This window comes from Streptomyces sp. NPDC107575 (genome assembly GCF_055657265.1).
Genome location: NZ_JBVKBG010000003.1, coordinates 362,585 through 377,237 on the forward strand (window position 1 = coordinate 362,585; position 14,653 = coordinate 377,237).

The 14,653-nt window shown below is 70.9% G+C and carries 12 protein-coding genes; 5 read left to right on the top strand and 7 right to left on the bottom strand.

The window, feature by feature from the left end; genetic code table 11:
* Positions 1-6: 6 nt before the first annotated feature.
* Positions 7-858 carry a thioredoxin domain-containing protein gene (locus ACZ7L4_RS14895; RefSeq protein ID WP_472102566.1) on the top strand — a complete coding sequence of 284 codons (852 nt, stop codon included), beginning with the start codon at positions 7-9 and terminating at the stop codon, positions 856-858.
* Positions 859-944: 86 nt separating this feature from the next.
* Positions 945-2,588: an alkaline phosphatase D family protein gene (locus ACZ7L4_RS14900; RefSeq protein ID WP_472102568.1), complete on the top strand. Its 1,644-nt coding sequence runs from the start codon at positions 945-947 to the stop codon at positions 2,586-2,588.
* Between the two features lie 3 nt (positions 2,589-2,591).
* Here ACZ7L4_RS14900 and ACZ7L4_RS14905 read toward each other — a convergent pair whose 3' ends face one another.
* Positions 2,592-3,161: a dienelactone hydrolase family protein gene (locus tag ACZ7L4_RS14905; RefSeq protein WP_472102570.1), complete on the bottom strand. Its 570-nt coding sequence runs from the start codon at positions 3,159-3,161 to the stop codon at positions 2,592-2,594.
* Between the two features lie 62 nt (positions 3,162-3,223).
* Between ACZ7L4_RS14905 and ACZ7L4_RS14910 the strand changes: the two genes are divergently transcribed.
* A complete protein-coding gene (locus ACZ7L4_RS14910) occupies positions 3,224-4,330 on the top strand; it encodes a mechanosensitive ion channel family protein (RefSeq protein ID WP_450817243.1) in 1,107 nt (368 codons plus the stop codon).
* A gap of 181 nt (positions 4,331-4,511) precedes the next feature.
* Here ACZ7L4_RS14910 and ACZ7L4_RS14915 read toward each other — a convergent pair whose 3' ends face one another.
* From ACZ7L4_RS14915 to ACZ7L4_RS14940, 6 genes are all read right to left on the bottom strand, one after another.
* Positions 4,512-5,258, bottom strand: coding sequence for an SDR family NAD(P)-dependent oxidoreductase (locus tag ACZ7L4_RS14915; RefSeq protein WP_472102572.1), 747 nt, complete (start codon positions 5,256-5,258; stop codon positions 4,512-4,514).
* A gap of 41 nt (positions 5,259-5,299) precedes the next feature.
* A complete protein-coding gene (locus ACZ7L4_RS14920) occupies positions 5,300-6,886 on the bottom strand; it encodes a Na+/H+ antiporter (protein WP_472102574.1) in 1,587 nt (528 codons plus the stop codon).
* A 118-nt stretch (positions 6,887-7,004) separates the two neighbouring features.
* Positions 7,005-7,484 (bottom strand): GNAT family N-acetyltransferase, encoded by a 480-nt coding sequence (locus ACZ7L4_RS14925; protein ID WP_472102575.1) that lies wholly within the window; start codon positions 7,482-7,484, stop codon positions 7,005-7,007.
* Positions 7,481-8,422 (bottom strand): RluA family pseudouridine synthase, encoded by a 942-nt coding sequence (locus ACZ7L4_RS14930; RefSeq protein WP_472102577.1) that lies wholly within the window; start codon positions 8,420-8,422, stop codon positions 7,481-7,483. The genes ACZ7L4_RS14925 and ACZ7L4_RS14930 overlap by 4 nt, the downstream gene beginning before the upstream one ends.
* A gap of 85 nt (positions 8,423-8,507) precedes the next feature.
* Entirely contained in the window at positions 8,508-9,116 is a 609-nt protein-coding gene (gene lspA, locus ACZ7L4_RS14935) for a signal peptidase II (protein WP_472102579.1), read from the bottom strand.
* A gap of 97 nt (positions 9,117-9,213) precedes the next feature.
* Positions 9,214-10,569 (bottom strand): TraR/DksA family transcriptional regulator, encoded by a 1,356-nt coding sequence (locus tag ACZ7L4_RS14940; RefSeq protein WP_472102581.1) that lies wholly within the window; start codon positions 10,567-10,569, stop codon positions 9,214-9,216.
* 297 nt (positions 10,570-10,866) lie between these two features.
* Here ACZ7L4_RS14940 and ACZ7L4_RS14945 point away from each other — a divergent pair, with 297 nt between their 5' ends.
* Both ACZ7L4_RS14945 and ileS read left to right on the top strand, forming a co-directional pair.
* Positions 10,867-11,058, top strand: a complete 192-nt coding sequence (locus ACZ7L4_RS14945) for a DUF1059 domain-containing protein (RefSeq protein WP_385768844.1) — start codon at positions 10,867-10,869, stop codon at positions 11,056-11,058.
* 375 nt (positions 11,059-11,433) lie between these two features.
* Positions 11,434-14,571, top strand: coding sequence for an isoleucine--tRNA ligase (ileS, locus tag ACZ7L4_RS14950; protein ID WP_472102583.1), 3,138 nt, complete (start codon positions 11,434-11,436; stop codon positions 14,569-14,571).
* The last annotated feature ends 82 nt before the right edge of the window (positions 14,572-14,653 follow it).

The window sequence follows — 14,653 nt, forward strand, 5'->3', positions numbered from 1 at the left end:
ACGACCATGAGCAAGCGCAACACCCAGCAGGCGAAGTCCGCGGCCCGCGAGCGGCTGCGCGCCGAACGCGAGCGCCAGGCCAAGCGGGACAAGACGAAGCGGCAGGCCGTCGTCGGCGTCTCCATCGTCGCGGTCCTCGCGATCGCCGGCGGCGTCGGCTACGCGGTGATGCAGGCCAACAAGCCCTCCCACTGGGAGACGGCGATGGACGCCAAGTCCTCCGCCGTGAAGGCGCCCAAGAACACGACGGGCAAGGACGGCACGACCGTCGTCATCGGCAAGGCCGACGCCAAGAAGACGATGAAGATCTACGAGGACTCGCGCTGCCCGGTCTGCGCCTCCTTCGAGCAGACCGTCGGCCCGCAGCTCCACAAGGACGTCGAGGCCGGCAAGTTCAAGCTCCAGTACGTCGGCGGCACGTTCCTCGACGGCGACAGCTCGGCCAAGGGCGACGTCGGCACCAACGGCGAGGGCTCCAAGAACGCGCTGAGCGCGCTCGGCGCCGCCCTCAACGTGAGCCAGGACGCCTTCCTGGACTACAAGACGGCGCTCTACTCGGCGAAGTTCCACCCCGAGGAGAGCGACGACAAGTTCAAGGACGACGACTACCTGATCAAGATCGCCGACACCGTCGACTCGCTCAAGGGCAACAAGGCGTTCCAGAAGGCCGTCACGGACGGCACGTACGACGCCTGGGCGATGAAGATGTCCAAGTCCTTCGACACCAACAAGGACGGCGTCACCGGCACCCCGAGCCTGGTCGTGGACGGCAAGAAGCTGACCGGTTCGGACGGCCAGAACGCTCCGATGACCGTGGCCGAGTACAAGACCGCGACCGAGAAGGCCCTGAAGGGCTGACGGCCGGTCCACGCACGGAAGAAGAGCGGGCGAACCTTTCGGGTTCGCCCGCTCTTTGTATCTACCAGTCAGTAGTCTGACCGGCTGTGACCAGTCGATTCCATGAAAACGCCCCGACCCGCCGTACGGTCGTCAAGGTCGCGGCCGCCGGCGCCGCGCTCGCCGCGCCGCTCGCCGCCGCGGCCCCCGCCCGGGCCGCCGAGGCCCCCGCGTTCCTGCACGGCGTCGCGTCCGGCGACCCGCTCCCCGACGGGATCCTGCTGTGGACGCGCGTGACGCCGAACGCCGACGCGGTGCCCGGCTCGGGCGCGGGCCCCGACACGCGGGTGAGCTGGGAGATAGCGGAGGACAAGGCCTTCCGGCAGATCGTCGGCCGCGGAACCGTGACCGCGAACGCCGCCTCCGACCACACGGTCAAGGCCGATGTAAGGGGCCTGCGCCCGGCGACCGCCTATTACTTCCGCTTCTCCGTGGACGACGTCCGCTCCCCCGTGGGCCGCACCCGCACCACCCCCACCACCGACGCCTCCCCCGACGGGCTGCGCTTCGGCGTCGTCTCCTGCGCCAACTGGGAGGCCGGCTACTTCTCCCCGTACCGGCACCTGGCCGCCCGCACGGACCTGGACGCGGTCCTGCACCTCGGCGACTACCTCTACGAGTACAAGACGGGCGAGTACCCGACCGCCGACTACACGGTCCGGCAGCACCGGCCCACCCACGAGATCGTCTCGCTCGCCGACTACCGCACCCGGCACGGCCAGACCAAGACCGACGCCGACGTCCAGGCGATGCAGGCCGCGCACCCGCTGATCGCGATCTGGGACGACCACGAGTTCGCCAACGACGCCTGGTCGGGCGGCGCGGAGAACCACACGCCGGGCACCGAGGGCGACTGGGCGGCGCGTCAGCGGGCCGCGAAGCAGGCCTACTTCGAGTGGATGCCGGTCCGCCCGTCCACCGAGGGCACGGTCTTCCGCCGCCTGCGCTTCGGCAAGCTGGCCGACCTCCACCTGCTCGACCTGCGCTCGTTCCGCTCCGAGCAGTCGAGCGTCGGCAACGGAGCGGTGGACTCCCCGGAGCGTACGATCACCGGCCGCGCCCAGCTCGACTGGCTGAAGTCCGGCCTCAGCGCCTCTGACGCGCGCTGGAAGCTGGTCGGCACCTCGGTGATGATCTCGCCGGTCGCCTTCGGTTCGCTGCCCGCCCACATCGCGGGCCCGCTGGCCGAGCTGCTCGGCCTCCCGAAGGAGGGCCTGGCGGTCAACGTCGACCAGTGGGACGGCTACACGCACGACCGCGCCGAACTCATCTCCCACCTGCGCGAGAACGCCGTCCGCGACACCGTCTTCCTGACCGGCGACATCCACATGGCGTGGGCCAACGACGTGCCGGTCAAGGCGGCGACGTATCCGCTGTCGCCCTCGGCCGCGACGGAGTTCGTGGTCACGTCCGTGACCTCGGACAACCTGGACGACATCCTGCACGTCGCCCCCGACACGCTCTCCACGGTCGCCGAGGGCGCCATCAAGGCGGCCAACCGGCACGTGCGCTGGCTGGACATGGACCGGCACGGCTACGGCGTCCTGGACGTCACGGCCGCGCGGACGCAGATGGACTTCTACGTGGTCTCCGACCGCGCGGACCGGAACGCGACGTCGGCCTGGCAGCGCTCGTACCGCACCCTCACGGGCACCCAGAAGGTCGAACGGGCGGACGCCCCGGTCGCCTAGTACCTACAGCGTTTCGAGGAAGCCGAGCGCCACCCGCCAGGTGGCCTCGGCGGCCTCCTCGTCGTAGTCCGGCAGGTCGGGGTCGGTGTAGAGGTGGCCCGCCCCGGCGTACCGGTAGACCTCCACGTCGGCTCCCACGCGGCCCATCTGCAGGTACCAGGCGGTCAGCCAGTCGTCCGTCTCGAACGGGTCGGGCTCCGCGACGTGCAGCTGGACCGGGAGCTCGTCGACGGCGACCCCCTCCGCGATGTCGGACGTGCCGTGCAGGAGCAGCAGCCCCTTCGCCTTGTCGTCGCCGAGGGCGAGGGTCTGCGCGGTCGCGGCGCCGAACGAGAACCCGGCGTAGACCAGACCCCGGTCCGAGTAGGGCGCGGCCGCCAGGACGGCACGCTTGAGCAGCTCGTCCTTGCCGATCTCGTCCTTGAAGGCCATGCCCTCCTCGACGGTGTCGAAGGTGTTCCCCTCGAAGAGATCGGGGGTCCACACCTCGTGCCCGGCGGCCCGCAGCCGCTCGGCGGCGGCCTCGACGGCGGGCCGCAGTCCGAACGCCGAATGGAAAAGCATGATGTTCATGGGCTCCATGGTGCCAGGGCCCCCGCAGGTTAGACGCGCCCGATCCCGGTTACCGTCGTGGCATGGAGAACGTACTGCGCCCACTGATCGTCATTGGTGGCTCGGTCGTGCTCACACTGTTGGTGGGGTGGGCGGTCGACCGGTTGCTGCAACGCACCGACCAGCGCCACCACGAGACGCCGCTGTGGGGACTGCTGCGCCGCTGCCGGCTGCCGCTCCAGCTCGTGCTCTGCGCCGCGCTCCTCAAGGGGTCCTACGACCAGTCGGGGATCGCCGAGGACCACTACAGCGGCATTGGAGAAACGCTCAGCCTGGTCCTGATCGGCGCCACCGCCTGGCTCGCCGTCCGGATCTCGTCGGCGATCGTCGAGTCGACCTACGCGCGCTACGCCACCGCGCAGCGCGACCCCGCCCGGGTCCGCCGCGTGCGCACGCAGGTCACCCTGATCCAGCGCGTCGTCATCGCGGTCGTCGGCGTGGTCGCGGTGGCCGCGATGCTCCTGACGTTCCCGTCCTTCAGGGCGGCGGGGGCCTCGCTGCTGGCCTCGGCGGGCCTGTTGGGCATCGTCGCCGGTGTCGCGGCGCAGTCCACGCTCGGGAACCTCTTCGCGGGCCTGCAGATCGCCTTCGGCGACATGGTGCGGATAGGGGACACCGTCGTCGTGGACGGCGAGTGGGGCACGGTCGAGGAGATCACCCTCACGTTCCTCGCCGTGCGCACCTGGGACGAGCGCCGCATCACGATGCCGGTGTCGTACTTCACGTCGAAGCCGTTCGAGAACTGGTCGCGCGGCGGCGTCCAGATGACCGGCACCGTCTTCTTCCACCTCGACCACAGCGCGCCCGTGCCCGAGATGCGCGAGAAGCTGCACGACATCCTGCGCGAGTGCGCCGCCTGGGACGGCCGCGACTGGGGCCTCGCCGTCACCGACACGACGCCCAGCACCCTCCAGGTCCGCGCCCTGGTCACGGCCAAGGACGCGGACGACATCTGGACGGTGCGGGTCACGGTCCGCGAGCAGCTGGTCCGCTGGCTGACCGAGCAGCACCCGTACGCGCTGCCGCGGATCAACACGGCGACGGCCCTGGTCGCCCCGGACGAGTCGGACTCCCTGCCGGAGCACGTCCTCAGCCGCAACGGCCGCGCGCCCCGGACGGGTCGGGGCTAGGGCCCTTCTGACGGATCTTGCTGGAGTCGCGGGGTCTGGCACGCACATCTGCGGCGTTGTCGTCGGTTGCCAACGCTCCGCGTTGACGCCCTCCTCCGCCTTGCAGCTGCACGCACCAGACCCCGCTCGCGGAGCCGAATGAAGCGGCCTCCCGCATCCAGCCTGATCCGTCAGAAGGGCCCTAACGCCCCTGCAGTTCCCCGCCGTTGACCTGGACGATCTGGCCGGTGACATGGCCGCCTCCCGGCGACGCCAGCCACAGCACCGTGGCCGCGATGTCCTCGGGCGTCCCCGCACGGCCGGTCGGGATGGCGTCGACCCGGCGCCGGTGCTCCGCCTCGGGCATCGAGGGCCCGAAGAACTCGGTGTCCTCGATGTAGCCGGGCGCGATGGCGTTCACGGTGATGCCGCGCGGGCCGAGCTGCTTGGCGAGGTCGTACGTGTACGGGTGCAGGGCCGCCTTGGAGGCGCCGTACGAGCCCTGGTTCGAGCCGCGCAGGGCGGCGATGGAGGACACGAACACGATCCGGCCGCCCGGCGAGGCCAGGTGCTCGCGCAGCGCCTCGGTGAGCAGCACCGAAGTGAGCGTATTGACCCGGAAGTCGGTGTTCCAGGCGTGGGCGACGGCGTCCAGCGGATCGCCGCCCTCCGGCGCCGGGTCGCTCCGGCCGCCGAACCCGCCGGCGCTGTGCACGATCACGTCGACCGTGCCGTCGAACGCCTCGAGCGCGAAGTCCGCGGCGCCGCGCGCCCCTTCGACCGTGCCGAGGTCGGCCGGGTACTTCAGGGCGCCGGACACACCGGCCTTCTCCAGGACCTCGATCCGCCTCCCGACCAGCAGCACCCGGTCGCCCTCCGCGGCGAAGGCCCTGGCCGCGGCGAGACCGATGCCCGTACCGCCTCCGGTGATCATCACGTTGCGTGCCATGCACACGAGCCTAGGCCGCCACATGCGCCCCGGGGCGATCTCTAACGCAAACTGCGCACATCCAGCTTCCTGAGCACCCGGTCGACCACCTCCGGGTCGGAGCCCGGTTCGCTGCGGGCCGCGAGGACCTCGTGGCGGGCCGCCGACATCATCTCCGCCTGGATCCGGCGGATCCGCTTGATCCGCTCGACTCGCTTGGTCTGCTTCTCGCGCCGCTCGTCCGCGCCGATCTCCGGGTTGATGCGCAGGCCGATGTCGAGCGCGCGGCGCAGCATCTGCTCCGTCACCTCGTCCGGCAGCTCCTCGACCTCCTCGATCTCCCTGAACCGGCGCTTCGCGGCCTTGGCGGCCCGCATCGCGAGCTGCCGCTCGAACTCCCGCTCGGCGGTGTCGTCGCTGCGCACCCCCAGCTTGCGCACCAGCCACGGCAGGCTCAGGCCCTGCAGCACCAGGGTCGCCATGATCACTCCGAACGCCAGGAAGACGATCTCGTCCCGCTGCGGGAAGGGCGAGCCGTCGTCCATGGTCAGCGGGATGGCGAGGGCCAGGGCCACCGAGGCCACTCCGCGCATTCCGGCCCACCACATGACGACCGTCTCGCGCCAGCTCACCGGGATGTCCTCGTCGACGTCGCGCCGCAGGTGCATCCGCCGGGTCACCCATGTCATCGGCAGCAGCCACAGCAGCCGTACGACGATGACGACGGCGACGACCGCGCCGGCCCAGCCCAGCATCTCGCCCCAGCGCCCCTCCGCGGTCCTGACGACGTTGTGCACCTCCAGGCCGATGAGACCGAACGCGACGCCGGTGACGAGGGTGTCCACGACGTCCCAGAAGGCCCGCCCGGTGAGCCTCGTGAGCACGTCGTCGGCGTCGAAGGCGTGCTCCGCCAGGAACATCGCCGTGGTCAGGACCGCGAGCACGCCCGAGCCCTTGAGCTCCTCGGCGAGCACGTACGAGGCGTAGGGGATCAGGAGCGTGAGGCCGATCTGGAGCGTGGCGTCGCCGAGATAGCCGATGAGCTTGTTGGCGATCCAGCCGAGCCCCCAGCCGACGGCGACGGCGACGACCGCGGACAGCACCAGGTCGAGCGCGGCGTGCGGCAGCGAGAAGGTGCCGCTGACGGCGGCGGCGATCGCCACGTGGTACAGCACGATCGCCGTCACGTCGTTGAACAGGCCCTCACCCTCCAGGATCGACACCATGCGCCGGGGCAGCCCCAGTTGGCCCGCGACGGCGGTCGCGGCGACCGGGTCGGGCGGCGCCACCAGGGCGCCGAGCGCGACGGCCGCGGCGACCGGCAGGCCCGGCACGATCGCGTCGGCGGTGAAGGCGACCGCGGCCGTGGTGACGAAGACCAGGGCGACGGCCAGTAGGAAGATCGGCCGTTTGTTGGCCGCGAACTGCCGCCAGGACGTGCGGTGCACGGCCGCGTACAGCAGCGGTGGCAGCACGAGCGGGAGGATCAGGTCCGGGTTGATGTCGACATTCGGCACCGCCTGGATCAGCGCGAGGGCGATGCCGAGCAGGGTCATCAGGACCGGGGACGGCAGGCCGAGCCGGTCACCGAGCGGGACGGTCAGCACGGCCCCGAGCAACAGCACGAACAGCAGGGCCAATTGATCCACCGGGGACTCCGACCAGACTCGACGATCATGTGCGTTCCGGCCTCAAGAGTGCCACGCGCTTCAGATCAAACCGGTCTTTTGGGACCCGGGGCCGCGACGCCTGGGCGTCGGGAAGGCCCTAGCTCAGCGTCTTCCGCATCGCGCGGTGGTCGATGCCGGCGTCGAGGAACTCGGGCCCGTACGCGACGTACCCCAGGCGCTCGTAGAACCCCAGCGCGTGCGTCTGCGCGTGCAGGTCCACGGCGGCGAGCCCGCGCCCGCGGGCGGCGTCCTCGACGGCCTGCACCAGCGCGGCGCCGACCCCGAGACCGCGCGCCGCCTTCGTGACGGCGAGCCGCCCGAGGGCGCCGACGTCCGCCGCCCCGCCGTTCTTCACGGCTGCCGCCTCGCCGGTCAGGAGCCGGCCGGTGCCGAGCGGCTCCCCGTCCGTCCGGACGGCCAGGACGTGCACGGCCCCGGCGTCGTACGCGTCGTACTCGAGGTCCTCGGGCACGCCCTGCTCTGCGACGAAGACTTCCTTGCGCACGGCGAAACAGGCCTGCCGGTCCGCCTCGCTCTCGGCGACGCGGGTTATGTACGCGGTGACGGGGACGCTCATGCGCTTTCCGCCCTGACCCGGTCCAGCGCCGTCTGCAGGTCCTCCGGGTACGCGCTCTCGAACTCGACCCACTGGCCGTCCGCCGGGTGCTCGAAGCCGAGCCGCACCGCGTGCAGCCACTGCCGCGTGAGGCCGAGCCGCTTCGCGATCGTGGGGTCCGCGCCGTACGTCAGGTCGCCCACGCAGGGGTGCCGGTGCGCGGACATGTGGACGCGGATCTGGTGGGTGCGCCCGGTCTCCAGCTTGATGTCGAGGAGCGAGGCGGCACGGAAGGCCTCGATGAGGTCGTAGTGCGTGACGGACGGCTTGCCGTCGGCGGTCACGGCCCACTTGTAGTCGTGGTTCGGATGGCGGCCGATCGGGGCGTCGATGGTGCCGCTCATGGGGTCGGGGTGGCCCTGCACCAGCGCGTTGTACCGCTTGTCCGGGACGCGCTCCTTGAACTGGCGCTTCAGCGACGTGTACGCCCGCTCCGACTTGGCGACGACCATCAGGCCCGACGTGCCCACGTCGAGCCGGTGCACGATGCCCTGGCGCTCGGCGGCGCCGGAGGTGGAGATCCGGTACCCGGCGGCGGCGAGGCCGCCGATCACGGTGGTCCCGGTCCAGCCGGGGCTGGGGTGGGCGGCGACGCCCACCGGCTTCATGATCACGACGATGTCGTCGTCGTCGTGCACGATCTCCATGCCCTCGACGGGCTCGGCGACGATCTGCACGGGAGCGGGCGCCTGCGGCATCTCCACTTCCATCCAGGCGCCGCCGTGCACCCGCTCGGACTTGCCCACGACCGAGCCGTCGACCGCGACCTTTCCGGCGGCGGCGAGCTCGGCGGCCTTGGTGCGGGAGAAGCCGAACATGCGCGAGATGGCGGCGTCTACGCGCTCGCCCTCCAGGCCGTCGGGTACGGGCAGGGTGCGGACCTCGGGAATCGTGCTCACCCGTCGAGTATGCAGGAGCCCACCGACACTCCCGCACCTGAGCCCCGTGACCTGGGGCTCACTCCCCGCGCCCGGCCCTTGTGCCTCAGTCCTTGTGGACGGTCCCGTCCGGGTCGATGCCGCGGAAGGACAGCAGCACGATCAGGATGCCGCCGCACACGATCGCCGAGTCGGCGAGGTTGAACACCGGGTAGTGCTTCGGCGCGATGAAGTCCACCACGGCGCCCTCGAAGACGCCCGGCGCCCGGAAGATCCGGTCCGTGAGGTTGCCGAGCGCGCCGCCGAGCAGCAGGCCGAGGGCGATCGCCCAGGGCGTGCTGTAGAGCTTGCGGGCGAGCCGCGCGATCACGACGATCACGGCGGCCGCGATCAGGGTGAAGATGATCGTGAAGGCCTCGCCGATGCCCCAGGCGGCGCCCGGGTTCCTGATCACCTCGAGCTGCAGCCAGTCACCGATGATGTGGATGGCGTCGCGGTGCTCGAGCTTCGCCACCACGATCAGCTTGCTGCCCAGGTCCAGGACGTACGCGAGCGCGGCCACGACGAACAGCGCGGCGATCCGCCGCCTGCCCCTGGGCCGGTCCTGGACCTGCTCCTCGGCCTGCTCCGGAACCGGCTTGTCGGCCTGCTCCGGCTCGGTTGCCCCCGTGTCCGGGGAATCCGGCGTACCGATGATGCGCTCCGCCTCTGCCACGTGAGTCCCTCAACCTAGTACCTGACTGAGGACGAGAGTACGGCACGCGGGGCCGCGCCCCCATGGGCCGGTGCCCCTGTGCGGGCGCGGCGATCGCTCAGTACCGGCGCTCCTGCTTCTGCTTGCACTCGACGCACAGGGTGGCGCGCGGGAACGCCTGCATGCGGGCCTTCCCGATCGGGTTCCCGCAGTTCTCGCAGAGCCCGTACGTGCCCGCGTCGAGCCGCTCCAGGGCCCGCTCGGTCTGCAGCAGCATCTCCCGCGCGTTGGCCGCGAGGGCCATCTCGTGCTCGCGGGTGATGTTCTTGGTGCCGGTGTCCGCGTCGTCGTCGCCCGCCCCGTCGCCGGAGTCGCGCATCAGTCCCGCGAGGCCCTCCTCGGCGGAGGCGATCTCGCTCCCGAGCCGCAGCACCTCGGTCTGCAGCTCGGCGCGCGCCTCCTCGGCCTCCTCCGGGGTCCAGGGATCCTCGCCCGGACGGACGGCCAGCTCACCGGGTTCGGCGGTGCCGCGCGCCTTGGGAACCGCGCCCGGCTTCTTGGTCGCCGTGGCCGTGCCCTGAGTCTTCTTCGCAACCACTGTCGTGGCTCCCGTCGTCTTCGCGGCCTCGGCCGCGTCCTCGGCCGCGGAGGCGACCGTCTTCTTCGCGCCCTTGCGCCCGCCCGCCCGGCCGACGCCGTCCCCCTTCTGCCCCGTCTCCTTGCCCTCCGCCTTCGCGGCCGAGGTCTTCTTCCTGGCCGCGGTCTTCTTGGCACCCGCGCTCCCGACAACGTCCGAGGCGGCACCTTCTTCGGCACCGCCGACGGCCTTCCCGTCGACCACCTCACCCGCGGCCGCCTCGCCTGCGGCCGCCTTGCCTGCGGCCGACTTGGCTGCGGTCGACTTGGTCGTAGCCGACTTGGCTGCGGTCGACTTCTTGGCCGCGCTCTTCGCCGACGCCGCCTTCTTAGCCGTGCCTTCCTCCGGGGCCGCCTTCGTAGCCGCGGCCTTGTCCGGCGCGGCCTCCGTGGCCGTCACCTTCTCCGCCGCCGCCTTCTTAGCCGTGGCTTCCTCCGGGGCCGCCTTCGTAGCCGCGGCCTTGTCCGGTGCAGCCTCCCTGGCCGCGCCCGTCTCCGGCGCGGCCTCCGTGGCCGTCACCTTCTCCGCCGCCGCCTTCCTGGACGTCGCCTTCTCTGGCGCGGCCTTCCCAGACCCGGCCTTCTCCGACGCGGCCTTCCCAGACCCGGCCTTCTCCGACGCCGCCTTCGTAGCCGTCGCCTTCGCACTCGTCTGCTTGCGGGCCGTCGTCGTGTGCGACGCGGCGGCCGTCTTCTTCTTGCCGGTGGGCGTCTCCTTCGGCTCCGGCGTCGCGGACGCCTTCGCTCCGGCCGCACCCTTCCCGGAACCGCCGGAGGCTGCCGCGCCCGTGGTTCTCCCGGACTCCGACTGCTGATCGGCGGTCTTCTTCGCCACCATGGTCGCGGCCCCTTCACAATTTGTGATCTTGCTCGCGAATCGTGCTGGGACGATAAATCGACTCAGGGCCCACGGCAACGGGACGAACACCCACCGCGGAGCAACTTGCAAGCGTTGTGCCCAGCTCCCCGCCCGGTAATCCGCCGCTCCCCGTACCGCGCCCGCCGACGCGCGCCGTGTCGCCATTCGGGTCACTCCCCCGACCCGGCCGCCCACGGACCGGTGCCGCCCCATCGAACCGCTCCGCCGCCCTTTCCCGGACATAGAATTGACCAAAAGGACAGAAGGTGCATCATCATGCGCAAAGTAGCCGATTGCCGGGACATGCCCAGCGAGATGAACTGCACGCTCACCATCTCCGGCGAGGAGGAAGAGGTCGTACGCGCGGCCTCCGAGCACGCCGCCTCCGTGCACGGTCACGCCGACGGCCCCGAACTGCGGGAGATGGTCCGCTCCGGCCTCAAGGACGAGATCCCGCAGCACGCCTGACCCCACCCGCTCCCGACCCCGTCCCCCGCCCCTCGCAAAACCGGTCGGCCGCCCCATCCCGGGCGCCGTACACTGGGCGGAGCGAAAAGCGTGGATGGGGCCGAGTAGCGGCGTACGCAGCCAAGAGCGAACCGGGGACGGTGGAAGCCCGGTGGCGAGCGCGACGCGAAGATCACCCCGGAGCCGCCGGAAGAACGCCGCAGCGCACAGCCCGCGGCCAGTAGACCCGGCATCGCGACCCCAATGAGGGGGCTCACCGGAGCGCACCACGCCCCGGCGGGCCAAGGAGGGTGGTACCGCGGGAGCGCGCCGCACACGGCGCAGCAGCCTCTCGTCCCTCCGACGGAAGAAGGCAGATCCGCCGGAGGAAGACTGATGACGCAGTACCGCCAGGTGCCCGCCCAGGTCGACCTGCCCGCCCTCGAGCACGCGGTGCTCGACTTCTGGGACGAGCAGAAGATCTTCGCCAAGACCCTGGAGCAGTCCGAGGGGCGCCCCGAGTGGGTGTTCTACGAGGGCCCGCCCACGGCCAACGGCATGCCGGGCGCCCACCACATCGAGGCCCGCGTCTTCAAGGACGTGTTCCCCCGCTTCCGCACGATGCGCGGCTTCCACGTGGCCCGCAAGGCGGGCTGGGACTGCCACGGCCTCCCGGTGGAGCTGGCGGTCGAGAAGGAGCTCGGCTTCAGCGGCAAGAAGGACATCGAGGCGTACGGCATCGCCGAGTTCAACGCCAAGTGCCGCGAGTCCGTGACCCGGCACACCGACGCCTTCTCCGACCTGACGACCCGCATGGGTTACTGGGTGGACCTCGACGACGCGTACCGGACGATGAACCCGGAGTACGTGGACTCGGTCTGGTGGTCGCTGAAGGAGATCTTCAACAAGGGCCTGCTGGTCCAGGACCACCGCGTCGCCCCCTGGTGCCCGCGCTGCGGCACCGGCCTCTCCGACCACGAGCTGGCGCAGGGCTACGAGACGGTCGTCGACCCCTCCGTCTATGTCCGTTTCCCGCTCACCTCCGGTCCGCTGGCGGGCCAGGCCTCGCTGCTGATCTGGACGACGACCCCCTGGACCCTGGTGTCCAACACGGCGGTCGCCGCGCACCCCGACGTGACGTACGTCGTCGCCACGAACGGCGAGGAGAAGCTCGTCGTCGCCGAGCCGCTCGTCGAGAAGGCGCTCGGCGAGGGCTGGGAGACGACCGGCGAGTCCTTCACCGGCGCGGAGATGGAGCGCTGGAAGTACCAACGTCCGTTCGAGCTGGTGGAGTTCCCGGCCGAGGCGCACTACGTCGTCAACGCCGACTACGTGACGACCGAGGACGGTACGGGTCTGGTCCACCAGTCCCCCGCCTTCGGTGAGGACGACCTCAAGGTCTGCCGCGCGTACGGACTGCCGGTCGTGAACCCGGTGCTGCCCGACGGCACGTTCGGCCCCGAGGTCCCGATGGTCGGCGGCGTCTTCTTCAAGAAGGCCGACGAACAGCTGACCGAGGACCTCCAGAACCGCGGTCTGCTCTTCAAGCACATCCCGTACGAGCACAGCTACCCGCACTGCTGGCGCTGCCACACGGCGCTGCTCTACTACGCGCAGCCGTCCTGGTACATCCGCACCACGGCCATCAAGGACCGTCTCCTCCAGGAGAACGAGAAGACCAACTGGTTCCCGGACACGGTCAAGCACGGCCGCTTCGGCGACTGGCTGAACAACAACATCGACTGGGCGCTGTCCCGCAACCGCTACTGGGGCACCCCGCTGCCGATCTGGCGCTGTGAGGAGAACCACCTCACCTGCGTCGGCTCGCGCGCGGAGCTGGGCGAGCTGACCGGCACGGACCAGTCGTCCCTGGACCCGCACCGCCCGTACATCGACGACGTCACGTTCACCTGCACCCACGAGGGCTGCTCCCTCGAAGCGGTGCGCGTGCCGGAGGTCATCGACGCCTGGTACGACTCGGGCTCGATGCCGTTCGCGCAGTGGGGCTACCCGTACAAGAACAAGGAGCTCTTCGAGAGCCGGTACCCGGCGCAGTTCATCTCCGAGGCCATCGACCAGACCCGCGGCTGGTTCTACACGCTGATGGCGGTCGGCACGCTGGTCTTCGACAAGTCGTCCTACGAGAACGTGGTCTGCCTCGGCCACATCCTCGCCGAGGACGGCCGCAAGATGTCCAAGCACCTGGGCAACACGCTGGACCCGATCCCCCTCATGGACCGGCACGGCGCGGACGCGGTGCGCTGGTTCATGGCGGCCGGCGGCTCCCCCTGGGCGGCCCGCCGCGTCGGCCACGGCACGATCCAGGAGGTCGTCCGCAAGACGCTCCTCACGTACTGGAACACGGTCGCCTTCCAGGCCCTGTACGCCCGTACGTCCGAGTGGGCGCCCAGCGAGGCGGACCCGGCCCCGGCCGAGCGCACCGTGCTCGACCGCTGGCTGCTGTCCGAGCTGCACCTCCTCACGGACGAGGTCACGAAGGCCCTGGAGGCCTACGACACGCAGCGTGCCGGCAAGCTGCTCTCGGCGTTCGTCGACGACCTCTCCAACTGGTACGTGCGTCGCTCGCGCCGCCGCTTCTGGCAGGGCGACAAGGCCGCGCTGCGCACCCTGCACGACGTGGTGGTGACGATCACTCAGCTGATGGCGCCGCTCACGCCGTTCATCGCGGAGCGTGTGTGGCAGGACCTGGTCGTGCCGGTCACCCCGGGCGCCCCGGAGTCGGTCCACCTGTCGTCGTGGCCTGAGGCCGACACGTCGGCGATCGACCCGACCCTGTCCACGCAGATGGCGCTGGTCCGCCGGCTCGTCGAGCTCGGCCGCGCCACGCGCGCGGAGTCGGGCGTCAAGACCCGCCAGCCGCTCTCCCGCGCCCTCGTCGCGGCGACGGGCTTCGCGGACCTCTCCCCCGAGCTCCGGGCCCAGATCACGGAGGAGCTGAACGTCTCGTCGCTCGCCTCCCTGTCGGAGGTCGGCGGCAGCCTCGTGGACACCACCGCCAAGGCGAACTTCCGGGCGCTCGGCAAGCGGTTCGGCAAGCGCGTCCAGGACGTGGCGAAGGCGGTCGCGAACGCGGACGCCGCGGCGCTCTCCCTGGCCCTGCGCGAGGGCACCGCCTCGGTGGAGGTCGACGGCGAGAAGATCGACCTCGCGCCCGATGAGGTCATCATCACGGAGACCCCGCGCGAGGGCTGGTCGGTCGCGTCCGACTCCGGCGCGACGGTCGCCCTCGACCTGGAGCTCACGGAGGAGCTGCGGCAGGCGGGCCTGGCCCGTGACGCGATCCGCCTGATCCAGGAGGCCCGCAAGAACAGCGGCCTGGACGTCGCGGACCGGATCGCCCTGCGCTGGACCTCCACGGACCCGGCGGTGATCTCGGCCCTCTCGGAGCACGCCGACCTGATCTCCGACGAGGTCCTGGCGACGGACTTCGCCCAGTCCGAACCGGACGCCACCTACGGCTCCGCCTTCACCGACGAGGGCCTGAGCCTCTCCTTCGCCCTCCGCAAGGCCTAGCCGCACGGGGTTGCGCCCCGGGGGCTCCGCCCCCGGACCCCCCTTGCCCTCAATCGCCGGGGCGGGCTTGAAATACCGAGCC

Excerpts from the sequence above, each read along its gene's own strand:
- ACZ7L4_RS14895 (WP_472102566.1), top strand. The coding sequence starts at position 7 with ATGAGCAAGCGCAACACCCAGCAGGCGAAGTCCGCGGCCCGCGAGCGG.
- ACZ7L4_RS14905 (WP_472102570.1), bottom strand. The coding sequence starts at position 3,161 with ATGAACATCATGCTTTTCCATTCGGCGTTCGGACTGCGGCCCGCCGTC.
- ACZ7L4_RS14910 (WP_450817243.1), top strand. The coding sequence starts at position 3,224 with ATGGAGAACGTACTGCGCCCACTGATCGTCATTGGTGGCTCGGTCGTG.
- ACZ7L4_RS14915 (WP_472102572.1), bottom strand. The coding sequence starts at position 5,258 with ATGGCACGCAACGTGATGATCACCGGAGGCGGTACGGGCATCGGTCTC.
- ACZ7L4_RS14925 (WP_472102575.1), bottom strand. The coding sequence starts at position 7,484 with ATGAGCGTCCCCGTCACCGCGTACATAACCCGCGTCGCCGAGAGCGAG.
- ACZ7L4_RS14940 (WP_472102581.1), bottom strand. The coding sequence starts at position 10,569 with ATGGTGGCGAAGAAGACCGCCGATCAGCAGTCGGAGTCCGGGAGAACC.
- ACZ7L4_RS14945 (WP_385768844.1), top strand. The coding sequence starts at position 10,867 with ATGCGCAAAGTAGCCGATTGCCGGGACATGCCCAGCGAGATGAACTGC.
- ileS (WP_472102583.1), top strand. The coding sequence starts at position 11,434 with ATGACGCAGTACCGCCAGGTGCCCGCCCAGGTCGACCTGCCCGCCCTC.